Below are 21,541 nucleotides of genomic sequence, written 5' to 3' on the forward strand. Positions count from 1 at the left end.
CGCGCAGCAACCGCCCTCAGGCGGCGAGCGGGATCACGCCCACCAGAACGCCGACGGCGAGCATCGCCAATGAGACCAGCGCGGCCCGCCACAGCACCTTCTTGTGGTGATCGCCGAGGTTGACGTTCGCCAGCGACACCAGCAGCAGGATCGCGGGAACGAGCGGGCTCTGCAGATGGACGGGCTGCCCGGTGATGGAGGCGCGTGCCATCTCGACGGGCGCGATGCCGAAGTGCGAGGCACTTTCGGCCAGCACCGGCAGGATGCCGAAGTAGAACGCATCGTTCGACATGAAGAACGTGAACGGGATCGACAGCACGCCCGTGATGACCGCAAGGAAGGGGCCCATCTCGGCGGGGATCACCGCGGTGATCCACGACGCCATCGCCGTCACCATCCCGGTGCCGTTGAGGACGCCGACCAGCACACCCGCGGCGAGGACCATCGATACGACCCCGACGATCGAGGGCGCGTGGGCGACGATCTCGTCGGCTTGGCCCTTGAGCTTCGGGAAGTTGACGATCAGCGCGATCGCCGCACCGACCATGAAGACGAACGCCAGCGGGAACAGGTCGAGCACCAGCAGCACCATGACGACGACGGTCAGCGCGAGGTTGAACCAGATCAGACGCGGGCGCAGCGTGGGCCGGTTCGGGTCGAGCATGGTGTCGGCCATGGCGGTGTCGGCGGCATCCACCAGCGCGGTGGCGGCGACCGCACCGCGGGCTCCCCGCACGGTGACGATGTTGCCGGTGCGCAGCGTCGCGGCAGCACCGGGCTTCGGCTCGGCGCCGCGGAACAGTCGGGGCGCGCCGAAGATGCCGTCGCCGCGGGTCGACTCGATGCGGGTGGTGTCGATCGACCCGGCGAGACGGCGACGCTCGCCGAGCCCGAGGAACCAGGCGAAGCCCAACGAGATCACCAGACCCGTCGCGAGCGACGGGAGCATGGGCACGAAGATGTCCGTCGGCTGCAGCGAAAGGGCGGATGCCGCGCGCACGGTGGGACCGCCCCACGGCACGATGTTGAGCGTGCCGTTCATGAGTCCGGCGACACACGTGAGCACCACGGGGCTCATGCCGAGACGCAGATAGATCGGCAGCATCGCCGAGGTCGTGATGATGAACGTCGTCGAGCCGTCACCGTCCAGCGACACCGCACCGGCGAGCAGCGCGGTGCCCAGCACCACCTTCGCGGGGTCGTCGCCGAGCACGCGGGTGATCAGACGGATGAGCGGGTCGAACAGGCCGACGTCGATCATGATCCCGAAGTACATGATCGCGAACATGAGCAGGGCGGCGGTGGGTGCCATGGACTTGATCGCGTCGATGACCATGTCGCCCAGACCGAAGCCGGCGCCGGCGAACAGGCCGAAGATCGTCGGCACCACGATCAAGGCGACCATGGGGGTCAGTCGGCGCGTCATGATCAGCGCCATGAACGTGAGCACCATCGTGAACCCGAGCACGACCAGCACGCCGTCCGACGGCGTGAACGCCAGGTCGTAGCCCTCATCGGCCGCGGCCGCGAGTGACGTGAGAACAGGGGGCATCTCGACTCCTTCGTCTGCGGTCGACGCGCCTCGTCGACCGGATTCCGCGACTCTAGGGATCTCGCCCCGCCCGCGCGCGCTATCTCTCATTGCGTGGACTTCTGCGCGCAACGCGAGTTCAGCGCATTATGCTCACCAGATGAGGTTCGCGACGCGGGTGATGCTCGTGCAACTGACCACGGTGATCGCGGTCGTCGCCGTGTGCGTTCTCGTCTTTGTACTTCTGGGCGTCCAGCAGCTGCGGGCAGCGGCCGAGACCTCCGCGCTGAACATCGCCCGCACGATCGCCGTCGACCCGCAGGTGCGCGCCGAGGTCACCGAGATCAGCGCCGATCCCGGCACACCCCGCGGCGCGGATCTGTCGGGCGGTCCGCTGCAGGAACTGGCCGCCGATGTCACCGCGCACACCGGCACCCTCTTCGTCGTGATCACCGACGACCACGGCATCCGTCTGGCGCATCCCGATCCCGCGCTGCTCGGCCGGCCCGTCAGCACCGACTTCCGCGAGGTGCTCGCCGGCAACGAGGTCGTGACATGGCAGCAGGGCACGCTCGGCGTCTCGGCGCGTGCGAAGGTGCCCATCTGGCCCCCGGGCGCCGACGGCACCCACCCCGCGGGTGCCGCCCCGGTCGGCGAGGTGAGCGTGGGCTTCGAACCCTCCAGCGTGTTCGACGACCTGCCGGCGCTGCTCGGCGGCATCGCCGCAGCGGCCGGCGCCGGCGTGCTGCTGGCAGCGATCGCCGCGATCGTGCTGCGACGACGGTGGGAGCGGCTCACGCTGGGTCTGCAGCCGGAAGAGCTCGTCGCCCTGGTGCAGAACCAGGCCGCCGTCCTCGACGGCGTCGGCGACGGGGTCGTGGCGCTGGACGACCGCGGCGTCGTGCGCCTCTGCAACGATGCGGCGCGGCGGATGCTGCAACTCGGCGACCCCTCGGGCACGACGTTGGAGCAGCTGGGCGTCGCCCCCGCGATCGTCACCGCGGCTCGAGACGGCACCGCGAGTGAGGCGGTGGTCGTGGGCGACCGGGTGCTCTATGCCGACGCGCAGCCCGTGCGTCACGCCGGGCGGAACCTCGGCACCGTGCTGATCGTCCGCGATCGCACGGACGTCGCTGCGCTCAGCGAACGGCTGGACACCGTGCGGGCCATGACCGGGGCACTGCGTGTGCAGCGGCATGAGTTCGCGAACCGCCTTCACGTCGCCGTCGGCATGCTCGACGCCGACCGCCCGGGCGAGGCTCGCGAGTTCCTCGGCGAGCAGCTGCATCGCGGGCCCGTCGACTACCCGGTCGAGAACATCGATCGCATCGGCGACGGCCTGCTGCACGCCCTCATCGGCGCGCACGGTCTCGAGGCGGGAGAGCGCGGCGTACGGGTCTCCGTCGACCCGGAGTCGCTGCTGTTGGCGCACCTGGTCGAGGTGGAGGATGTGGCCGCCGTGCTCGGCAACCTCGTCGACAACGCGATCCGAGCCGCTGTCGAAGGGCCTGCGCCGCGCCGCGTCGAGATCGGATGCTTCGGCGACGGGCACGATCTGGTCCTCACCGTCGCCGACTCCGGCGCCGGTGTGGACGCCGGTGTGGACGCCGAAGCGGATCTCTTCTCGCGCGGGCGTCGACCCGCTCCCGAAACCGACCGGGTGCACGGACTCGGCGTCGGCCTTCCCTTGTCGCGCGAGCTGGCGCGCCGCCGTGGGGGCGACGTCTGGCTCATCGAGGCCGCGGGGACGTCCGCGCTCACGGGGGCGGTGTTCGGTGCCCGGTTGTGCGGCGTTCTGGGAGATGCCCTCGGTGGTGGCTCCTCCGACGCCGGGCCCGTACCCGATCGATTCATCGACCGAAGGGATCCCCCCTCATGACCACTCCCCTTCGCGTCCTCGTCGTCGACGACGACTTCCGCGTCGCCGGGCTGCATCGCGAGATCGTGGCCGAGCGCCCCGGCTACCACGCCCTCGCACCGGTGCGCACGCTCGCCGACGCGACCGCCGCCGTCCGCACAGAACACCCCGATCTTCTGCTCGTCGACGCGTACCTGCCCGACGGCGACGGGATCGCATTCGTCCGCGAGAACCCGATCGACGCCTTCGTGCTCTCGGCCGCGACCGACGCGCTGACGGTGCGCCGCGCCCTGCGCGCCGGAGCGCTCGGCTACCTCGTGAAGCCGTTCGAGCGGCGCGCCCTCGTGGAGGTCCTCGATCGCTACGCGCGCTTTCGCAACGTGCTCGACGAGGAGCGCAGCGTGTCGCAGGACGAGATCGATCGAGCGCTCGGCATCCTGCACGCGGGCGGCGACACGTCGTCAGTGTCACGATCGGCGACCGAGCGGGTGATCCTGGGCGCGCTCGGCGACGACGAGTCCTCGGCGGCGGAGATCGCCGATCGGGCGGGTGTCTCGCGCGCCACTGCGCAGCGCCACCTCGCGGCGTTGGCGACCCGCGGGATCGTGGACGTGCGTTTGCGCTACGGCACCACGGGGCGCCCCGAGCACCGGTACGTGCGTCGACGCACATAGCGGAGCCTGCGTGCGCCCGTCGGTGCACGCGTGCACAGGCACTGTGCAGCGCTGAACCTTGTACCTGAATCACTTTTCAGGTAGCGTCCACGGCGCGGCATCCCTCGTCGCATCGCGCTCTACAAGGAGGTATCAGCGCATGGTTTCAGCGACCGCTTCGCACCGCACGCCCCCGCAGTCCGGTCTCCGCCGCGTGGTCAGCGCCTCGATGGCCGGCACGATCGTCGAGTGGTACGAGTTCTTCCTCTACGCCACCGCGGCCACGCTCGTGTTCAACCTGATCATGTTCCCGCCGTCCGACGATCCGTATGCGGGCATCATCGCGGCATTCGTCACGTATGCGGTCGGGTTCGTCGCCCGCCCCCTCGGCGGCATCGTCTTCGGTCACTTCGGCGACAAGTACGGTCGCAAGAAGCTGCTGCAGCTGGCCATCGTCCTCGTCGGGGTGGCGACCTTCCTCATGGGGTGCCTGCCGACCTTCCAGCAGGTGGGCTACTGGGCACCGGCGCTGCTGGTGCTGCTGCGCTTCGCCCAGGGCTTCGCCGTCGGTGGCGAATGGGGCGGCGGCGTGCTGCTGGTGGCCGAGCACTCCCCCGACAGGACCCGCGGCTTCTGGGCATCGTTCCCCCAGGCGGCCGTGCCGATCGGCAACCTCGTCGCGACTGTCGTGCTGCTCGTGCTCAGCCGCACCCTCTCCGCCGAGGCGTTCCTCGCCTGGGGCTGGCGCGTCGGCTTCTGGCTGTCGGTGGTGATCGTGGCGATCGGCTACTACATCCGCACCAAGATCAGCGATGCGCCGATCTTCCTGGAGGCGCAGAAAGAGGCGGAGGAGCAGAAGCACGATCGCTACGGCGTGTTCGAGGTCGTCCGCCGCTACCCGCGCGGCGTGCTCACCGCGATGGGTCTGCGCTTCGCGGAGAACATCATGTACTACCTCGTGGTCACCTTCTCGATCACGTACCTGAAGATCGCGTTGGACGTGAACACCGCCGAGATCCTCGGCATGCTGGTGATCGCGCACATCGTCCACATGATCGTCATCCCGCTGGTCGGGGCTCTCGCCGACCGCATCGGCCGAAAGCCGGTGTACGCGATCGGCACGGTCGGAGCAGCGGCGTGGGGCTTCATCGCCTTCCCCATGTTCAACACGAAAGAGCCCGCGATCATCATCCTGGCGATCTGCCTGGGCCTGGTGATCCACTCGTTCATGTACGCGCCCCAGCCGGCGATCATGTCGGAGATGTTCCCGACGCGCATGCGCTACTCGGGCGTCTCGCTCGGCTACCAGGTGACGTCCATCGTCGCCGGCTCACTCGCGCCGATCATCGCGACAGCGCTGCTGTCGGCCTCGGGCAGTTACATCCCCGTCGCGCTGTATCTGGCGGTCGCCGCCGCCATCACCTTGATCGCCGTCGTCTCGATGCGCGAGACCAAGGGCAGCTCCCTGCACGATCTCGACCGCGTGGATCGCGAACGCCTGGTCGCCGAGACGGGCACGGTGCGGGTGCAGCCCACGCGCTGAGCACGTGAAAGGGAGGGGGTGGATGCCGCGGCATCCACCCCCTCCCTCTGTCGTCTCAATCTCGGGTCGCGAGCAGGGCCCAGGCGACCAGCAGCGGCTGGAAGAGCAGGCGCGTCAGGCGAGCGGCATCGCTGTCCAGGCCGAAGGCCGGGCGCCGATCCATGGCCTGCGCGAGGTTGCCGGGGAAGATCGCGATGAAGAACGCGGCGAGGAGGGAACCGACGCGCCTGCGCTCCTTCGGCAGCACGATCAGAGCAGCTCCGAGCATGATCTCCACCGCGCCGGACGCGACCACCACGCCGTCCTTGTCGATCGGCAGGACATCGGTGACGAGGTCGGGGACCTGCGCCTGGAACTCCCGACGAGCCCAGAACAGGTGGGACAGGCCGGCGAACATCATGCCGGCGGCCAAGAGCCATCGCGCGAAGGTCTTCATGAGGCCAGTATGCTCCGCCTCGATAGGCTGGAGGCATGAGCGACGGAGCACCACGAGCGATCCGGCGCCTGCCCGACGGCACCGTCAAGCAGATCGGCCCCCTCACCGGCACGCGGGTCTGGACGGTTCCGGGTCGGGCGAACCGCCCCCTCAGCGCACCCCGCGAGGATGTGCACCGTCTCGGACCCGGCGAGGACCGTCGTCTGTGTGCGTTCTGCGTGGATCGCTACCTCGAGACGACGCCCGAGAAGGCCCGACTGATCGGCCCGCGCTTCGAGGAGGTGCGCCGGGTGCCGGCCCACGCGCTGAACGACTCCGTCGCCGAGTTCCGCCGCTTCGGCAACCTGTTCGAGATCGTGTCGGCGGAGTACTGGCGAGAGAACCACGGCTACCGGCAACCGACCGGCATCGTGCAGTGGGCCGAGGAGTATCTGTCCGATCCCGTGGGACGCGTGCACATGGAGAAGCTCGCCGAGATCCGCGCCCGCGCGGCCGGTGCCGAGACCAGCCTTGAAGAAGCAGCGTTGGACCTGCTCGGCGGCTCCCACGACGTCGTCGTCGCCCGTCGTCATGTGGTCGACGGTGCGAGCACGGATGCCGAGCTGGCGTCGGCGGGAACGCTGAGCCCCGACGAGCATGCGGCCTACGTCGCCTTCACCGTGCAGGCACTGGCCGAGATCCAGGCCGCCCAACCCCACGCCGCGTACGTGAGCGTCTTCCAGAACTGGCTGCGTCCGGCGGGCGCCTCGTTCGAGCACCTGCACAAGCAGCTCGTCGCGATCGATGATCACGGGCCGCAGGTCGATCACGAGCTGCGCCTGCTGTCCCACGACCGCGGGCTGTACCAGCATGAGATCGCCGATCTCGCGGTGTCGGAGGGTCTCGTCGTCGCGGCGACGGACGGCGCCGTCGCCTTCGCGGGCGTCGGGCACCGCTACCCGGCGTTCGAGATCTTCTCGACGTCGGCAGCGAACCTGCCGCAGGAGCACACGGACGCCGAGACCCGCGCCGTGTCCGACCTGCTGCACGCGCTGCACGCCGCGACCGGAGTGCACGTGCCGACCAACGAAGAGTGGCACTATCGTCCGCCGGGCGCGCCGTGGCCCATGCCCTGGCGAGTGGTGCTCAAGTGGCGCATCTCCACCCCGGCCGGCTTCGAAGGCGGCACGAAGATCTACGTCAACACGATCGATCCGTGGGAGCTGCGCCGGCGCACCGTAGCGGGATTGCAGGAGCTGCGCGAGGCGGGACGGCTCGCCGACGGCATCCGCATCGGCGATGAGTGCACACCAGCCGACGCGGTCCTGCGATACGCGGAGCGCTCGTGAGCCTGCCGTTCGAGCGGCTTCGGCGCGCGCCCGACGTCGAGGGCGAGGGTCTCGGTGCGGTGGATGCCGCAGACCGCCTGATCCTCGACGAATCGGCCGCTGTGCGCACCGGCGCCCGCGCCGGTGAGATCGCCGTCGTCGGCGACGCCTACGGCGCCCTCGCTCTCGGAGCGGCCCACGACGGCGCCTCCGCGGTGCGCGTGCACCAGGACGCCGTCCTGGGTGAGAGGGCGCTGCTCTCCAACGCCGTCACGCTGGGACTGGCCGAGCAGATCTCCTCCGCCCCCCTGGACGCGGCCCTGGTCGCCGGCGCGCGTGTCGTGCTGATGCGCCTGCCGCGCTCTCTGGACGCGCTGCGCGATGTCGCCGGACTGATCGCGGCGCACGCGAGATCCGATGTCACCGTGGTGGCCGGGGGCCGCATCAAGCACATGAGCGTCGCGATGAACGACGTGCTGCGCGCGTTCTTCACGACGGTCGATGTCACTCACGCCCGCCAGAAGTCTCGGGCGCTGATCGCCCGAGGCCCGCACGACGGTCGCGACCCGGTGCCCGCCGCCGCGCGCGTCGACGACGTGGAGGTGCGCGCCTTCGGCGGGGTCTTCGCGGGCGCTCGCCTGGACATCGGGACGCGGGCGCTGCTGAGCGCGCTCGACGCCGCACCCCGCTCTCCCGGGGGCGGCACCCGCGAGGACCCTTGGATCGATCTCGCCTGCGGCACCGGCATCGTGGGCGCGTGGCTCGCGCGGCGGCATCCGTCCGCGCACGTGTACGCGAGCGATCAGTCGGCAGCGGCGGTCGCCTCGGCTACGGCGACCGTGGCAGCGAACGCACTGAGCGATCGAGTCCGCGTCGCGCGCGCGGACGGTCTGGAGGAACGCGCCGCCGCGAGCGCGTCGTTCATCGCCCTGAATCCCCCGTTTCATTCCGGTGCCGCACTGACCACGACGATCGCGGCGCGCCTGTTCGCCGACGCCGCACGGGTTCTCGCGCCCGGCGGGCAGCTGTGGTGCGTGTGGAACTCGCCGCTTCGATATCGCGCCACGCTCGAGCGCGTGGTGGGGCCGACGCATCAGGTCTCCCGCGATCCGAAGTTCACGGTGACGGTGTCGACGAAGCGGTGAGCCGGCCCCGCCCCGAGCCTCGCCTGCCCGCCGTGTGCTCAGACGATGCCGGCGCGGATGCCGTCCAGCGAATCGGCGACCTTGGGAAGGCGCTGGGCGAGGACGTCGTCGAGCTCGAAGAGGCGCTGTCGTGCATCCTGCAGCACGCGCGCTCCCTTCGTGGTGACATGCAGATCGCTGGCGGCGCCGGCATGGGCCGTGGCATCCTGCACGAGGCCGTCGTCGACGAGCGTGCGGACGGCGGTATGGGCGGACTGCACTGTGATGTGCGAGCGGCGGGCCAGCTCGGAGAACGAGATGCCGGGCTCGGCGTAGATGTGACCGAGGAGACCGAACTTGCGGGTGCTGATGCCGAGGTCTTTGAGGATCGACGCCAGCTGCTCCTCCCACATCGCCGACACCGCGAGCAGCGCGATGACGGGGCTGAAGCGGGGACCGTCCTGAGTCATGCGGTCCATGCTATCGATGCGCTGTGCCGCGCACGGGTCGCCGTCCCGTGACTTCTCCAGCTGACGGGCTGACGCCACCGCTCGCCGGGCGCCAGGCGCTGACCTCGGGGCGGGGATCAGGCCTTCGCACCACCGGGAGGGCCGAGGATCAGCAGCACGGCGAAGATCGCGGCGACGGCCACGAGAATGCCGACGAACAGCAGCCAGGGGCGGCGCAGGAACCAGGCCAACGGGCCGTCGTACCACCGCGCGTCCGCCGCATCGACAGCAGCCTCAACGCGCCACGCACCGGCGAGCAGGCCGCGACGGTGCACCCAGAGCTCGACCGGAATGGTGGCGTAGGGCACGATCGCCGAGATCAGCGCGACGGCGGTCGGCCCCGCTGGCCACCGGTTGTTGAGGGCAACGAGCACGACCGTGGCGCCGTAGGAGAGGAAGACGAAACCGTGGATGCCGCCGCCGATCGTGACCGCGGGCGCCCACCCGGTCGTCGCGCGGACGACGAGACCGGCGATGAGCAGCGTCCAGGACACCGCCTCCGCGAACGCGAGAGTGCGAAACAGAGACAGGGGGGTGCGAAGCATTCCTTCAGCATAACTGAAGGAATCCGTCCCGCCTGAGCACTTCCTGTGAGCACCGGGCGCCGCTGCGCGCGGTGCCTAGGGTGTCGCGTATGACACGTCGCTTTCCGCTGGCGGCGGCCGCACTGCTGACGACCGGACTGCTGGGAGGCTGTGGGCCGATGGTTCCGGTGTGCCCTGCCATCGGATTCGTCAATCCCGGGCCCGCCACGATCGAGGTCGCCCCCGCCCTGACCGTCGGCGAGGTGGCCGCGTGCTTCGGCGACGGCTGCGCCCCCGCGCCCCTCCCCCTCGGCCGCGACGGCCGCGGACGGATGCCGCTGGCACCGCCGTATCTCGCCGACACGAGCGTCGTCAGCATCGAGCCCGGCACGACGGTGCGCGTGGTGATCACCGATGCCACCGGCACCGTTACGCGTGATGTCCGCGCGGAGATCCCCTACAGGTCGGAGGGCGGCGGCCCGTGTCCGGGACCGGTGAGCTTCGGCGCTGTCGTCATCTCCTGACCGTTCGCGGCGAGCGAAGACCCTCGACGCCGCGACGCCCCCGCGCCGGCTCATCGAGCACGGTTCGGGGGCGTCGCGCCATCCACTCGACGACGTCGGTCAGATCAGAAGTCCCAGTCGTCGTCCTCGGTCGCGACCGCCTTGCCGATGACGTACGACGAGCCCGACCCGCTGAAGAAGTCATGGTTCTCATCGGCGTTCGGCGACAGGGCCGAGAGGATCGCGGGGTTCACGTTGGTCAGCTGCGACGGGAACATCGCCTCATAGCCGAGGTTCATCAGCGCCTTGTTGGCGTTGTAGTGCAGGAACTTCTTGACGTCCTCGGTCAGGCCGATGCCGTCGTAGAGGTCCTGCGTGTACTGCACCTCGTTGTCGTACAGCTCGTAGAGCAGCGAGAAGGTGTAGTCCTTGATCTCGTCGCGCTCGGGCTGGGTGAGCTTCTCGAGCCCCTTCTGGAACTTGTAGCCGATGTAGTAACCGTGCACGGCCTCGTCGCGGATGATGAGGCGGATGATGTCGGCCGTGTTCGTCAGCTTCGCCTTGCTCGACCAGTACAGCGGCAGGTAGAAGCCCGAGTAGAACAGGAACGACTCCAGCAGGGTCGAGGCGACCTTGCGCTTGAGCGGCTCGTCGCCACGGTAGTAGTCCATGACGATGTGGGCCTTCTTCTGAAGGTTCGGGTTCTCCACCGACCACCGGAACGCGTCATCGATCTCGGGCGTGGAGCACAGCGTCGAGAAGATCGACGAGTAGCTCTTCGCGTGCACCGACTCCATGAACGCGATGTTCGTGTACACGGCCTCTTCGTGGGGCGTGATCGCGTCGGGGATGAGCGAGACGGCGCCGACGGTGCCCTGGATGGTGTCCAGGAGCGTCAGACCGGTGAACACCCGCATCGTGGTGGTCTGCTCGTCGGGAGTGAGCGTCGCCCACGACTGGATGTCGTTGGACAGCGGCACCTTCTCGGGCAACCAGAAGTTGTTCACGAGGCGGTTCCACACCTCGAGGTCCTTGTCGTCCTGAATGCGGTTCCAGTTGATCGCCTGGACGTGGTCGATGAGCTTGAGCGGCTCGGACGGGGTCATGTCGTCAATCCTTCAAACGGTCGTGGAGTGAGCGAAGCGCGGTCACAGCATGCAGGAGACGCACTCGGACAGGTTCGTGCCCTCGAGCGCCATCTGACGAAGGCGGATGTAGTAGATCGTCTTGATGCCCTTGCGCCACGCGTAGATCTGCGCCTTGTTGATGTCGCGGGTGGTGGCGGTGTCCTTGAAGAACAGCGTCAACGACAGGCCCTGGTCCACGTGCTGGGTCGCGGCGGCGTAGGTGTCGATGACCTTCTCGTAGCCGATCTCGTACGCGTCCTGGTAGTACTCCAGGTTGTCGTTCGTCATGAACGGCGCCGGGTAGTAGACGCGGCCGATCTTGCCTTCCTTGCGGATCTCGATCTTCGACGCGATCGGGTGGATCGAGCTCGTCGAGTTGTTGATGTACGAGATCGATCCGGTCGGGGGCACCGCCTGCAGGTTCTGGTTGTAGATGCCGTGCGCCTGGATCGACGCCTTCAGCTCGCGCCAGTCGTCCTGGGTGGGGATGTGGATGCCGGCGAACAGCTCGGCCACGCGATCCGTCTGCGGCACCCACTCCTGCTCGAGGTACTTGTCGAAGAACTCCCCCGACGCGTAGGTCGAGTCGGCGAAGCCGTCGAAGGCCGTGCCGCGCTCGATCGCGATGCGGTTGGAGGCACGCAGTGCGTGGAACAGCACCGTGTAGAAGTAGATGTTCGTGAAGTCGATGCCCTCTTCCGAGCCGTAGTGCACGTGCTCACGCGCGAGGTACCCGTGGAGGTTCATCTGGCCGAGGCCGATCGCGTGCGAGCGGTCGTTGCCGTCTTCGATCGAGCGCACCGAGCGGATGTGGCTCTGGTCGCTGACCGCGGTGAGCGCGCGGATCGAGGTCTCGACCGTGCCGGCGAGGTCCTTGCCGTCCATCGCGAGCGCGATGTTCATCGACCCGAGGTTGCAGGAGATGTCCTTGCCGATCTCGGCGTACGAGAGGTCCTCGTTGTAGGTCGTCGGCGTGTTGACCTGCAGGATCTCGCTGCAGAGGTTGGACATGTTGATCCGGCCCTTGATCGGATTGGCCTTGTTCACCGTGTCCTCGAACATGATGTACGGGTAGCCCGACTCGAACTGGATCTCGGCGAGGGTCTGGAAGAACTCGCGCGCGTTGATCTTGGTCTTCTTGATCCGCGCGTCGTCGACCATCTCGCGGTACTTCTCGGTGACGGAGATGTCACCGAACGGCACGCCGTAGACCTTCTCGACGTCGTAGGGCGAGAACAGGTACATGTCCTCGCCGTTGCGGGCGAGCTCGAAGGTGATGTCGGGGATCACGACGCCGAGCGACAGCGTCTTGATCCGGATCTTCTCGTCGGCGTTCTCGCGCTTGGTGTCGAGGAAGCGGAGGATGTCGGGGTGGTGCGCCGACAGGTAGACGGCGCCGGCACCCTGACGCGCGCCGAGCTGGTTGGCGTAGCTGAAGCTGTCTTCGAGCAGCTTCATGACCGGGATGATGCCGCTGGACTGGTTCTCGATCTGCTTGATCGGGGCTCCGGCCTCACGGATGTTGCTGAGCAGGAGCGCGACGCCACCCCCGCGCTTGGACAGCTGCAGGGCGGAGTTGATGCCGCGGGCGATCGACTCCATGTTGTCTTCGATGCGCAGCAGGAAGCAGCTGACGAGCTCGCCGCGCTGCGCCTTGCCCGTGTTGAGGAAGGTGGGGGTCGCGGGCTGGAAGCGGCCCGAGATGATCTCGTCCACGAGCTTCTCGGCCAGCTGCTGGTCACCGTCGGCAAGACCCAGGGCCGTCATCACGACGCGATCCTCGAAACGCTCGAGATAGCGCTTGCCGTCGAAGGTCTTCAGCGTGTAGCTCGTGTAGTACTTGAAGGCGCCCAGGAACGTCTCGAAGCGGAACTTCGCCCCGTAGGCGCGGTCGTTGAGGCGCTGGATGAACTCGAACGGGTACTTCTCCAGGACAGCACCCTCGTAGTACTCCTTCTCGACGAGGTAGTCGAGCCGCTCCTTGAGCGAGTGGAAGAACACGGTGTTCTGGTTGACGTGCTGGAGGAAGTACTCCCGCGCGGCACGCTTGTCGGCGTCGAACTGGATCTTGCCGTCCTCGCCGTACAGGTTGAGCATCGCATTGAGGGCGTGGTAGTCCATGCCCTCGAAGCGCGCGTCGGTCTTGAAGGTCGCCGGGCTCACTGCAGCTTCCACCATCGTTCCAATCCGTCGCTCACACGGGCGACGTCGTCGGGCGTGCCGAAAAGTTCGAGCCGGTACAAGTGCGGCACGGTGCACTTGCGGCTGATGATGTCACCGGCGCGACAGAACGACTCGCCGAAGTTGGTGTTGCCCGCGGAGATCACTCCGCGGATGAGGTGACGATGGCGCTCGTCGTTGAGGAACCGGATCACCTGTTTGGGGACGGCGCCCTTCTCCTCGCCTCGCCCCTGGCCTCCTCCGTAGGTCGGTGTCACGAGCACGAAGGGCTCGTCGACCTCGAGAGGTGTGTCGCCAGGGGCGAGCGGGATGCGGACGGCCGGCAGACCGAGCTTCTCGATGAATCGCGCCGTATTGCCCGACACGCTCGAGAAGTAGACGAGCAGCGGGGCGCTCGTCAACGTCGGCATGTCAGGCCAGACGGCTCGCGAGCTCGTCGATCTTGTCGGGGCGGAAGCCCGACCAGTGGTCCTCGTCGGTGACGACGACCGGAGCCTGCAGGTAGCCGAGCGACTTCACGTGCTCGAGCGCCGCCGGGTCCTCCGAGAGGTCGAGGACTTCGTAGTCGATGCCCTTCGAGTCCAGCGCGCGGTAGGTCGCATTGCACTGCACGCACGAGGGCTTGGTGTAGACGGTGATTGCCATGTCGTTCCTTCTCTCCCCTTGGTCTGCGCGGATCGATCCCGTTGGGAATCCGCCCTCTTCTCGCCTGTGATCCCGGCCGTGCCCCCGCCGGGAGTCCAATACTACATATGGGTACGGACATTGGATAGCACCACAAGGGCTAGTAGTTACATCCGTGTAGTTTTGCACCGCTCTCCCCATGTACAACACAGGTTGTCCACCGTTTCATCCACAGGATGCCGCGAGGATCGAAGCCTGGAAAAAGCCTGAATCGCGCGGATTTCGATCGCCATCGCGACCGTCGTCCACAGCCCGCACGCTACGGCGGGCCTCCGACATCGCCACGCCTGTGGAATCTCGACTGCGGCGTGTCGCGACCCCCGTCCGGCGTGTCGCGGTGTCGGCGCCGACGGGTAGCGTGGAGGGGTGGCGGGATACCGGGAACTGTTGCGCACGCAGGGCGTGGCGCGCATCATCGCGGCGCAGCTGACCGCACGCTTCCCGAACGGCATGACGAGCCTGGCCATCCTGCTCCACGTCGAGCAGATGACGGGCTCCTACGCCTCCGCGGGGCTCGTGCTGGCAGCGGCATCGGTGGGTCAGGCGACGGCCGGCCCCGTCACCAGCCGCTGGATGGGCCGCTGGGGCATGCGGCGCGTTCTCACGCTGACCACCGCGGTGTGCGCGGCGGCACTGCTCGCCCTTGCGCTGATCCCTCTCGGCGTCGCGGGCTACATGGTGTTCGGACTCATCGCCGGGCTCTCCACGCCTCCCGTGCAGTCGGCCGTGCGCACCATCTACCCCAAGCTCGTCAACGCACGACAGCTGACCGCACTGTTCTCCCTCGACGCGAGCCTGCAAGAGATCATCTGGATCCTCGCGCCGGTGGTCATCACCCTCGTCGCGACCCAGGTCGGCACGGTCCCGGCGCTGCTGATGATCGTCACGATCCTCGTCGCCGGCGGCGCATGGTTCATCCTCTCCCCCGAAGTCGGGCGCGTGCGCATTCCGCGCAGCCGCCGCGCGTTCGGCAAGGTGCTGGCAAAGCCCGTGGTGCTGCTCGCGACGGTGACCGGCTTCCTCCTCATCGGCGCGTGCGCCGCGGTCGAGGCGGCGGTGGTCGCGACCTTCGGCCACGGCGGCCTGGAGGCCGGCCTCGTCCTGGCGGTCTTCTCCGTCGGCAGCCTCGCCGGAGGCCTCGCGTTCGGCCATGTCCCCATGGGGCCATGGGCCATGGCGCGACGTATGAGCGTCGTCGCCGTCGGCCTCGTCGCCTCGGTCTTCGTCGTCGGCGACATCGGCGCGTCCACCCCGTGGTGGGTCGGAGCGTGCCTGGTGGTCGCGGGCGTCGGCATCGCTCCGGCGCTGGCGGTCATGTTCGCGATGACCTCGGCATCCGTGAAGTTCAGCGAAACGGCCGAGGCCTACGGCTGGATCGGCACGGGACAGCTCATCGGCGCAGCCCTGGGATCCGCCGTGGCGGGCTTCCTCATCGACAGCAACGGTGCGGCGGGCGCCTACGCTGCCGCGGCCGGCTTCGCGATCGTCGGAGCCCTGGTCGCGATCGTCTTCGTCCGCGGCTTCCCCGACCTGCGCGGACGTGACGCGAGCCCCATCCCCGACACCGAGCCCGTCCCCGTCATCACATGACGTCCTCATCACCCACCGACAGCGCACGACCGTAGGCTGACCGCATGACCGTCGCTGTGACCCTGCCCCGGCTGTCGTGGGGCGACGTGCGCGCTCCGCGTCGCGCCCTGCTCGTGCACGGACTCGGCTCCACGGGTGCCTTGATGTGGCGCTATGGCGTGACCCTCGCGGATGCCGGGTGGCACGCGACCGCGGTCGACCTGCGCGGCCACGGCACCGCACCGCGGACGCTGGACTACCGCATCGACGCCTACGCGGCCGACGTCGCGCAGACGCGCCCCGACGACGGCGCACCGTGGGACCTGGTCATCGGGCACTCCCTCGGCGGCGCCGCCGTCACCGTCGCGAGCGCGGGCGACCCCGGCTGGACGCGCCGGCTGGTGCTCGTCGATCCCGCCATCCACCTTGCGGACCGCGATCGCGAGAACGTCCGCGTCGGGCAGGAGCAGTCCTTCGCCGACCCCTCCGTCGAGGCGGTGCGGGCGGAGCATCCCACCTGGCATCCGCTCGACATCGAGCTGAAGGCCCGGGCCGCGCAGCAGGCGAGCCGGTGGGCGGTCGAGCAGACGAGTCTGCAGAACACGCCGTGGGACGTGCGGGCGGCCGCCGCGCGGCTCGCGGTGCCGACGCACGTGATCGCGGCGGACCCGGAGGTGTTCTCGATCTTCCACGGCGAGTTGGCCGCCGCGGTGCTGCGCCATCCGCTCCTGACGATGTCGGTGGTGACCGGGGCAGGGCGTTCGCCGCACCGCGACCTTCCGGAGGCGACGATGCGTCACCTCCTCGACGCGATCGGCTGACGCCCCCGCATCGGCACCGCGCCGTCGTCAGGAGATGCGGCGCAGGATGTGCAGAAGAGCGAGGGCGTACGCGTCTTCCGGCTGGGGGTGCTCGAAGGCCCGCCGCTCGCCCGCGAACTCGATCTCGACGCGGTGCGTGTCGGCGAGCCGTTCCAGCCGGCGAAAGGCTCCCCTCAGCAGCTCGCGCAGCTGATCTTCGCGCGGCAGCCACAGCGCATCGGCCTGGGCGACCGAGTCCAGCGCCCACTCGGTCGTGCCGTTGAAGGCGAGGATCGCCCCCGTCGCGTACTCGCGCGGTTCGATCGTCATCTCACTGACCGTGAAGACGTCGGCTTCGAACTCCGGCTCGTCGAGCTGGAATCGGTCGCCGGATGCCGGGCGCCACACGAGACCCGCCTCGCGCAGCGCGACGGCCAACTCGGTCGAGATCATGCTCCTATCCTGCCGCGCCGGCGGTGCTGCGGGACCCGACGGCGACCCTGGGTCCGGTCACGAGGGGCAGGATGGAGGGGTGACCGATTTCGATGCGACCGCGTACCTGCCGGACGATCTGCTTGAGCGCATCCGCTCGCGCGCCGCCGCCGTGGATGCCGAGAACCGCTTTCCCACCGAGGATCTCGCGGAGCTGACGGCGGCCGGATACCTCTCGATCCTCGTGCCCACCGCGTTGGGCGGCGCAGGCCTCGGGCTGGCGGAGGCCGCGGTGCTGCAGCAGCGGCTCGCGAGCGCGGCCCCCGCGACGGCACTCGCGATCAACATGCACCTCGTCTGGACGGGGGTGGCGAAGGTGATGTCCGACCGCGGCATCGACGACCTGCAGTTCGTGCAGACCGGTGCGGCCTCCGGCGAGGTCTTCGCCTTCGGCATCAGCGAGGCGGGCAACGATCTGGTCCTGTTCGGCAGCGACACGCGGGCCGTCCCCTCCGCCGACGGCTCCTACACCTTCACGGGGACCAAGATCTTCACCTCGCTCGGGCCGGTGTGGACGCAGCTGGGGCTGCACGGACTCGACACCACCGACCCGACCGACCCGAAGATGGTCTACGCGTTCGTGCGGCGTACCGACGCCGTCGACACCCGTGACGACTGGGACACGGTCGGCATGCGCGGCACGCAATCGCGCACGACCGTGCTGAATCGGGCCGTGGCCCCTGCCGATCGTGTCGTGCGCCGGGTTGCGCCCGGGCCCAACCCCGACCCGATCGTCTTCGGCATCTTCAGCGTCTTCGAAGTGCTCCTGGCCTCCGTCTACACCGGCGTCGCACGCCGCGCGCTCGACCTGGCCGTCGCGGCGGCGAAGACGAGAACGTCGAAGAAGACCGGGCGCCCCTACAGCGACGACGCCGACATCCGCTGGCGCATCGCGGAGATGGCCCTCGCCTACGACGGCCTGCTCCCCCAGGTCGCGGCGATCGCGCGCGACGTGGACGCCCTCGTCGATCACGGCGGCCTGTGGTTTCCCACGCTGTCGGGCCTGAAGCACCGCGCCGTCGTCGCGGCCAAGCAGATCGTCGACGAGGCGATGCTCGTCGCCGGCGGCTCGTCGTACTTCACCCGCAACGAGCTCAGCCGCCTCTACCGCGACGTGCTGGCCGGTATGTTCCACCCCTCCGACCCCGAGTCCGCGCACGCGACGGTGGCGGCGGCCTGGCTCGGCCCCGTCACGACCTAGGCCCTCCGTCAGCGCGTCTCGAGGTCGTACGCCTTGAGGAGTTCGGCGACGGCGAGCTCGCGCTGATCGCCGCCCTCGGCGAACATGTGCGCGACGTGGGTGCGCAGATGGTTCTCGATCAGCAGCTTGTCCAGTGACGCGAGGGCCCGCTGGATCGCTCGCGACTGGGCGATGATGTCCATGCAGTAGTCCTCGTTCTCGATCATCTTGGCGAGCCCGCGCACCTGACCCTCGAGGATGCGGGTGCGGTGCAGGGCGCGCTTCTGGATGTCTTCGATCACGCGGCCAGGATACGCCGCGTGCGAGACTACGGGCATGGCGCGCACCCCCACCGAACTGCTCAGCCCCGCCGACCAGGAACGTCGCCGCGCGCTGCGGGTGATGAAGGGCGTCGCTCTCGGCGCGCTGATCCTGATGGCGGTCGTGTTCGTCGTGGCCTTCGTCCTGCAGGACCGCTTCCCGTGGCTGCAGTACGTGCGCGCCGCGGCGGAGGGCGGCATGGTCGGCGCGCTGGCCGACTGGTTCGCGGTGACCGCGCTGTTTCGCCATCCCCTCGGCATTCCCATCCCGCACACCGCGATCATCCCGCGCCGCAAGGACGAGATCGGGCGCACCCTGGGCGAGTTCGTCGAGACGAACTTCCTCGAGGCGGGCGTCGTCCGCGCGAAGCTGGAGTCGACACCCATCGCTCGCACGGCCGGTGGGTGGCTGCGCGATCCCGCCCACGCCGAGACCGTCGCCGCAGAGGCCTCGGCGGTGGCGTCCGGCATCCTGCGCGCCCTCAGCGACGACGAGGTGCAGGATCTGATCAGCGACCTCGCACGCGAGCACCTGCTCAGCCCGCAGTGGGGACCGACCGTGGGCGCGTGGCTCTCTCGCGTCGTGGAGGCCGACGCGCACCGCGGCGCGGTCGACCTGGGGGTGGACAGCATCGCGACGTGGCTGCGCGCCAACCATGCCGCCTTCAGCGGTCTCGTCTCTCGCCGACTCCCCTCCTGGGTGCCGTCGGTCGCGATGCGCCTCGTCGATGACACCGTCTACAACGAGGCCGTGAAGTTCGTCGCCGCGATCCAGGACGACCCCGACCACCCCGCACGCCGCGCCGTCGACGGCTACCTCGCGCGGCTCGCCGAGAACCTGCAGAGCGATCCCACGACCATCGCGCGTCTCGAAGAGGCCAAGACGGCCGTCTTCGACAGCCCGCGCGTGCGCGAGCTGGCCGCCGAGGCGTGGAACACCGCCAAGACGGGTCTGCTGACAGCCCTGGCCGATCCCTCCAGCGGGCTGCGTCGACGCGTCAGCGCGGCGCTGGTCGAGATCGGCGAGCGTCTGTCGACGGATGCCGCGCTCCAGCACCGTGTGGATGACCGCATCGCGGGGGCCGCGGTCTTCGTCGTGGATCGCTACCGCCACGACATCGCCTCGATCATCACCGACACGGTGGAGAAGTGGGATCCGGCGGAGACGACCGAGAAGATCGAGCTGATGGTCGGCCGCGACCTGCAGTACATCCGTCTCAACGGCACCGTGGTCGGCGCTCTGGCCGGACTGGTCATCTTCGCCGTCGCGCACGCCCTTCTCGGGTGAGTAGGCGTGCACGGCGGAAGGGTTATGGACGGCCGATGAACGAAGGCGCGCCCCTGGCTGGCCGCGACCGGGCGCAGTAGCCTGACGGAATGGGCGAACCGGCGGACGAGCTGCTGTTCACCTACGGCACGCTTCAGTACGCCGAGGTGCAGCTGGACACCTTCGGCCGTCTCATCGCGGGCGAGCCCGATGTGCTGCCCGGCTACACGATCGACTACGCCGAGATCGAGGACCAGCGGGTCGTCGACCTGTCGGGCCTGTCGGTGCATCCCGTGCTGCGTGAGACCGGCAGTCCGCTCGACAAGGTGGTCGGCCGCGTCCTGCACCTCACCGCCGACGAGGTGGATGCCGCCGATGAGTACGAGGTGTCGCTGTACCGCCGGGTGCGGGTGACGCTGGGAAGCGGGCGGATCGCCTGGGTGTACGTCGGCTGATGACCGCTGCCCTCTCCCACGACCCGCTCTGGCCGCGCGCCGGCGACTGGCCCGCGCTCGACGAGGCGGCGGCGGCCGACCGCCTCGACGCCGTCCTGCTGGGAGTTCCGGCGTTTCGCACGTCGCTCTCGCCCACCGGCGCGGATGCGACTCCCGGCGCGGTCCGTGAGGCCCTGCGCCGATACAGCGCGACACTGATGGGGCCGCCGCCCGTCGATCTCGCCGCCGCCCTCCGCTTGGCCGACGCGGGCGACGTCGCCGACCCCGACGGCGCGGCGGGCGAAGCGCGTGTGCGCGCCCGGACCGCCGAGCTGACGGCGCGTGCCGCACTGGTGATCGCGCTCGGCGGCGACAATTCCGTCACGTACGCGACGGCCCAGGGCGCCGGTGCCGCCGGTCTCATCACCCTCGACGCGCACTTCGATCTGCGCGACGGCGTCTCCAACGGCTCACCGGTGCGTCGCCTCGTCGACGACGGCCTCGACCCGACGCGCATCGTGCAGATCGGCATCGCCGACTTCGCCAACTCTGCGGCGTATGCCCGGCGCGCCGCCGATCTCGGCATCCGCGTCATCACGCTCGACGAGCTTCGTCGGCGCGGTGCGGACGATGTGATCGCCGAGGCGCACGAGGTAGCGGGGCGCGGTGGCGGCGGCATCCATCTCGATATCGACGTGGACGTCTGCGACCGCGCGGTCGCGCCCGGCTGCCCGGCGTCGGTGCCCGGCGGGCTGCAGGCGTGGGAGCTGCGAACGCTCGTGCGCGGCTTGTCCGCCGACCCCGGCGTGCGCAGCGCGGATATCGTCGAAGTGGATGCCGCGGCCGACGCGGCCGACGGGCGCACCGTGCGCCTGGCCGCCCTGTGCGTGCTGGAACTGCTCACCGGCCTGTACCGACGAAAGGTCACCGTATGACGACGCTCGTGCTCGTCCGCCACGCGAAGAGCGACTGGGGCGATCCCGGTCTCGACGATCACGACCGTCCGCTCAACGAACGCGGTCTGCGCGATGCGCCGCTGCTGGCGAAGCGGGTGGCCAGCTCCGGGCTGCAGCTGGATGCCGTCCTCTCCTCGAGCGCGCTGCGCGCCCGCACCACGGCATCGTTCTTCGCCTCGGCATTCGGGCTGGAACCCGAGCTCGACCCGGATCTCTACGGTGCGCCCGCGGACACCCTGCTGGCCGCTGCGGTGGCGCGCGCCGTGCCCGCGGTGATGGTCGTCGCGCACGATCCGGGCATGACGACGCTGGCGGAGCGCCTGTCGGGAGGCGGCATCGGGCACATGCCCACCTGCGCGGTCGCGACGTTCGTGTGGGCGAGTTCCGACTGGGACGTCGCGACGGCCGTCGACCCCGACGAGTGGGCCTTCGATCGCCCCTGACGCCGTGTGGCGCGGGGCATTTCGACGCGCGACGACGCCGCTCGCTCAACGACCGCGGCGGGACTGGACAGGGCGAGGCCCGGACGTTGAGCGAGGCGGG

23 protein-coding genes are annotated in these 21,541 nt (G+C 69.2%); 13 read left to right on the top strand and 10 right to left on the bottom strand.

What is annotated here, in order from left to right; all coding sequences use genetic code 11:
• Positions 1-16: 16 nt before the first annotated feature.
• Positions 17-1,552 carry a citrate transporter CitH gene (gene citH, locus PP359_RS14050; RefSeq protein WP_036315962.1) on the bottom strand — a complete coding sequence of 512 codons (1,536 nt, stop codon included), beginning with the start codon at positions 1,550-1,552 and terminating at the stop codon, positions 17-19.
• Positions 1,553-1,691: 139 nt separating this feature from the next.
• On the opposite strand from citH, the gene PP359_RS14055 reads away from it, so the two are divergent.
• From PP359_RS14055 to PP359_RS14065, 3 genes are all read left to right on the top strand, one after another.
• Positions 1,692-3,410 carry a sensor histidine kinase gene (locus PP359_RS14055; RefSeq protein ID WP_499250880.1) on the top strand — a complete coding sequence of 573 codons (1,719 nt, stop codon included), beginning with the start codon at positions 1,692-1,694 and terminating at the stop codon, positions 3,408-3,410.
• Positions 3,407-4,063, top strand: coding sequence for a response regulator (locus PP359_RS14060; protein WP_294980330.1), 657 nt, complete (start codon positions 3,407-3,409; stop codon positions 4,061-4,063). The genes PP359_RS14055 and PP359_RS14060 overlap by 4 nt, the downstream gene beginning before the upstream one ends.
• Positions 4,064-4,202: 139 nt before the next feature.
• Positions 4,203-5,585, top strand: a complete 1,383-nt coding sequence (locus PP359_RS14065; protein WP_036315951.1) for an MFS transporter — start codon at positions 4,203-4,205, stop codon at positions 5,583-5,585.
• 55 nt (positions 5,586-5,640) lie between these two features.
• Here the strand turns inward: PP359_RS14065 and PP359_RS14070 are convergent, their stop codons facing one another.
• Positions 5,641-6,021 (bottom strand): DoxX family protein, encoded by a 381-nt coding sequence (locus PP359_RS14070; RefSeq protein WP_039412155.1) that lies wholly within the window; start codon positions 6,019-6,021, stop codon positions 5,641-5,643.
• Positions 6,022-6,056: 35 nt separating this feature from the next.
• Here PP359_RS14070 and PP359_RS14075 point away from each other — a divergent pair, with 35 nt between their 5' ends.
• Together PP359_RS14075 and PP359_RS14080 are read left to right on the top strand one after the other, a co-directional pair.
• Positions 6,057-7,349: a DUF4921 family protein gene (locus PP359_RS14075; protein ID WP_499250881.1), complete on the top strand. Its 1,293-nt coding sequence runs from the start codon at positions 6,057-6,059 to the stop codon at positions 7,347-7,349.
• Positions 7,346-8,473 (top strand): class I SAM-dependent methyltransferase, encoded by a 1,128-nt coding sequence (locus tag PP359_RS14080; protein WP_499250882.1) that lies wholly within the window; start codon positions 7,346-7,348, stop codon positions 8,471-8,473. The genes PP359_RS14075 and PP359_RS14080 overlap by 4 nt, the downstream gene beginning before the upstream one ends.
• A gap of 38 nt (positions 8,474-8,511) precedes the next feature.
• Here the strand turns inward: PP359_RS14080 and PP359_RS14085 are convergent, their stop codons facing one another.
• Positions 8,512-8,922, bottom strand: coding sequence for a MarR family winged helix-turn-helix transcriptional regulator (locus tag PP359_RS14085; protein WP_036316571.1), 411 nt, complete (start codon positions 8,920-8,922; stop codon positions 8,512-8,514).
• A 116-nt stretch (positions 8,923-9,038) separates the two neighbouring features.
• Positions 9,039-9,506 carry a DUF3817 domain-containing protein gene (locus PP359_RS14090; protein ID WP_135949692.1) on the bottom strand — a complete coding sequence of 156 codons (468 nt, stop codon included), beginning with the start codon at positions 9,504-9,506 and terminating at the stop codon, positions 9,039-9,041.
• Positions 9,507-9,595: 89 nt separating this feature from the next.
• Here PP359_RS14090 and PP359_RS14095 point away from each other — a divergent pair, with 89 nt between their 5' ends.
• Positions 9,596-10,009: a hypothetical protein gene (locus PP359_RS14095; protein ID WP_499250883.1), complete on the top strand. Its 414-nt coding sequence runs from the start codon at positions 9,596-9,598 to the stop codon at positions 10,007-10,009.
• Between the two features lie 104 nt (positions 10,010-10,113).
• Here the strand turns inward: PP359_RS14095 and nrdF are convergent, their stop codons facing one another.
• Genes nrdF through nrdH form a run of 4 tightly spaced genes read right to left on the bottom strand, consistent with a single transcriptional unit; the run spans position 10,114 to position 13,941 of the window.
• The gene (nrdF, locus tag PP359_RS14100) at positions 10,114-11,094 is read right to left on the bottom strand and encodes a class 1b ribonucleoside-diphosphate reductase subunit beta (RefSeq protein WP_005052315.1); all 981 of its coding nucleotides are present in this window, start codon (positions 11,092-11,094) and stop codon (positions 10,114-10,116) included.
• Between the two features lie 42 nt (positions 11,095-11,136).
• The gene (gene nrdE, locus PP359_RS14105) at positions 11,137-13,293 is read right to left on the bottom strand and encodes a class 1b ribonucleoside-diphosphate reductase subunit alpha (RefSeq protein ID WP_039412121.1); all 2,157 of its coding nucleotides are present in this window, start codon (positions 13,291-13,293) and stop codon (positions 11,137-11,139) included.
• Positions 13,275-13,706, bottom strand: a complete 432-nt coding sequence (gene nrdI / locus PP359_RS14110; protein WP_036290246.1) for a class Ib ribonucleoside-diphosphate reductase assembly flavoprotein NrdI — start codon at positions 13,704-13,706, stop codon at positions 13,275-13,277. The genes nrdE and nrdI overlap by 19 nt, the downstream gene beginning before the upstream one ends.
• 1 nt (position 13,707) lies before the next feature.
• The gene (nrdH, locus tag PP359_RS14115; RefSeq protein WP_005052310.1) at positions 13,708-13,941 is read right to left on the bottom strand and encodes a glutaredoxin-like protein NrdH; all 234 of its coding nucleotides are present in this window, start codon (positions 13,939-13,941) and stop codon (positions 13,708-13,710) included.
• Positions 13,942-14,346: 405 nt separating this feature from the next.
• On the opposite strand from nrdH, the gene PP359_RS14120 reads away from it, so the two are divergent.
• Positions 14,347-15,570, top strand: a complete 1,224-nt coding sequence (locus PP359_RS14120) for an MFS transporter (RefSeq protein ID WP_499250884.1) — start codon at positions 14,347-14,349, stop codon at positions 15,568-15,570.
• A gap of 44 nt (positions 15,571-15,614) precedes the next feature.
• Complete coding sequence (locus tag PP359_RS14125; RefSeq protein WP_499250885.1) at positions 15,615-16,370, top strand: alpha/beta hydrolase; 756 nt, start codon at positions 15,615-15,617, stop codon at positions 16,368-16,370.
• A gap of 27 nt (positions 16,371-16,397) precedes the next feature.
• Here PP359_RS14125 and PP359_RS14130 read toward each other — a convergent pair whose 3' ends face one another.
• Positions 16,398-16,802 carry a hypothetical protein gene (locus PP359_RS14130; protein ID WP_036318262.1) on the bottom strand — a complete coding sequence of 135 codons (405 nt, stop codon included), beginning with the start codon at positions 16,800-16,802 and terminating at the stop codon, positions 16,398-16,400.
• A gap of 79 nt (positions 16,803-16,881) precedes the next feature.
• Here PP359_RS14130 and PP359_RS14135 point away from each other — a divergent pair, with 79 nt between their 5' ends.
• Entirely contained in the window at positions 16,882-18,042 is a 1,161-nt protein-coding gene (locus PP359_RS14135) for an acyl-CoA dehydrogenase family protein (RefSeq protein WP_499250886.1), read from the top strand.
• An 8-nt stretch (positions 18,043-18,050) separates the two neighbouring features.
• Here PP359_RS14135 and PP359_RS14140 read toward each other — a convergent pair whose 3' ends face one another.
• Positions 18,051-18,323 carry a metal-sensitive transcriptional regulator gene (locus PP359_RS14140; RefSeq protein ID WP_036318264.1) on the bottom strand — a complete coding sequence of 91 codons (273 nt, stop codon included), beginning with the start codon at positions 18,321-18,323 and terminating at the stop codon, positions 18,051-18,053.
• A 34-nt stretch (positions 18,324-18,357) separates the two neighbouring features.
• On the opposite strand from PP359_RS14140, the gene PP359_RS14145 reads away from it, so the two are divergent.
• The 4 genes from PP359_RS14145 to PP359_RS14160 all read left to right on the top strand — a co-directional run bounded on the left by PP359_RS14145 (position 18,358) and on the right by PP359_RS14160 (position 21,441).
• The gene (locus PP359_RS14145) at positions 18,358-19,629 is read left to right on the top strand and encodes a DUF445 domain-containing protein (protein WP_347417427.1); all 1,272 of its coding nucleotides are present in this window, start codon (positions 18,358-18,360) and stop codon (positions 19,627-19,629) included.
• An 89-nt stretch (positions 19,630-19,718) separates the two neighbouring features.
• Positions 19,719-20,063: a gamma-glutamylcyclotransferase family protein gene (locus PP359_RS14150; protein WP_036318266.1), complete on the top strand. Its 345-nt coding sequence runs from the start codon at positions 19,719-19,721 to the stop codon at positions 20,061-20,063.
• Complete coding sequence (locus PP359_RS14155; RefSeq protein WP_499250887.1) at positions 20,063-20,977, top strand: arginase family protein; 915 nt, start codon at positions 20,063-20,065, stop codon at positions 20,975-20,977. The genes PP359_RS14150 and PP359_RS14155 overlap by 1 nt, the downstream gene beginning before the upstream one ends.
• Positions 20,974-21,441 (top strand): SixA phosphatase family protein, encoded by a 468-nt coding sequence (locus PP359_RS14160; protein WP_036318268.1) that lies wholly within the window; start codon positions 20,974-20,976, stop codon positions 21,439-21,441. The genes PP359_RS14155 and PP359_RS14160 overlap by 4 nt, the downstream gene beginning before the upstream one ends.
• The last annotated feature ends 100 nt before the right edge of the window (positions 21,442-21,541 follow it).

Source organism: Sphingomonas sp. BLCC-B65 (genome assembly GCF_028550675.1).
Classification (GTDB): Bacteria; Actinomycetota; Actinomycetes; order Actinomycetales; family Microbacteriaceae; genus Microbacterium.

Bases quoted from the DNA above. Each gene is read 5' to 3' on its own strand.
- citH (WP_036315962.1), bottom strand. From the start codon at position 1,552: ATGCCCCCTGTTCTCACGTCACTCGCGGCCGCGGCCGATGAGGGCTAC.
- nrdI (WP_036290246.1), bottom strand. From the start codon at position 13,706: ATGCCGACGTTGACGAGCGCCCCGCTGCTCGTCTACTTCTCGAGCGTG.
- PP359_RS14060 (WP_294980330.1), top strand. From the start codon at position 3,407: ATGACCACTCCCCTTCGCGTCCTCGTCGTCGACGACGACTTCCGCGTC.
- PP359_RS14095 (WP_499250883.1), top strand. From the start codon at position 9,596: ATGACACGTCGCTTTCCGCTGGCGGCGGCCGCACTGCTGACGACCGGA.
- nrdF (WP_005052315.1), bottom strand. From the start codon at position 11,094: ATGACCCCGTCCGAGCCGCTCAAGCTCATCGACCACGTCCAGGCGATC.
- PP359_RS14155 (WP_499250887.1), top strand. From the start codon at position 20,063: ATGACCGCTGCCCTCTCCCACGACCCGCTCTGGCCGCGCGCCGGCGAC.
- nrdH (WP_005052310.1), bottom strand. From the start codon at position 13,941: ATGGCAATCACCGTCTACACCAAGCCCTCGTGCGTGCAGTGCAATGCG.
- PP359_RS14085 (WP_036316571.1), bottom strand. From the start codon at position 8,922: ATGACTCAGGACGGTCCCCGCTTCAGCCCCGTCATCGCGCTGCTCGCG.
- PP359_RS14130 (WP_036318262.1), bottom strand. From the start codon at position 16,802: ATGATCTCGACCGAGTTGGCCGTCGCGCTGCGCGAGGCGGGTCTCGTG.
- PP359_RS14090 (WP_135949692.1), bottom strand. From the start codon at position 9,506: ATGCTTCGCACCCCCCTGTCTCTGTTTCGCACTCTCGCGTTCGCGGAG.
- PP359_RS14145 (WP_347417427.1), top strand. From the start codon at position 18,358: ATGGCGCGCACCCCCACCGAACTGCTCAGCCCCGCCGACCAGGAACGT.
- PP359_RS14075 (WP_499250881.1), top strand. From the start codon at position 6,057: ATGAGCGACGGAGCACCACGAGCGATCCGGCGCCTGCCCGACGGCACC.
- PP359_RS14070 (WP_039412155.1), bottom strand. From the start codon at position 6,021: ATGAAGACCTTCGCGCGATGGCTCTTGGCCGCCGGCATGATGTTCGCC.
- PP359_RS14055 (WP_499250880.1), top strand. From the start codon at position 1,692: ATGAGGTTCGCGACGCGGGTGATGCTCGTGCAACTGACCACGGTGATC.
- PP359_RS14065 (WP_036315951.1), top strand. From the start codon at position 4,203: ATGGTTTCAGCGACCGCTTCGCACCGCACGCCCCCGCAGTCCGGTCTC.
- nrdE (WP_039412121.1), bottom strand. From the start codon at position 13,293: ATGGTGGAAGCTGCAGTGAGCCCGGCGACCTTCAAGACCGACGCGCGC.
- PP359_RS14125 (WP_499250885.1), top strand. From the start codon at position 15,615: ATGACCGTCGCTGTGACCCTGCCCCGGCTGTCGTGGGGCGACGTGCGC.
- PP359_RS14150 (WP_036318266.1), top strand. From the start codon at position 19,719: ATGGGCGAACCGGCGGACGAGCTGCTGTTCACCTACGGCACGCTTCAG.
- PP359_RS14160 (WP_036318268.1), top strand. From the start codon at position 20,974: ATGACGACGCTCGTGCTCGTCCGCCACGCGAAGAGCGACTGGGGCGAT.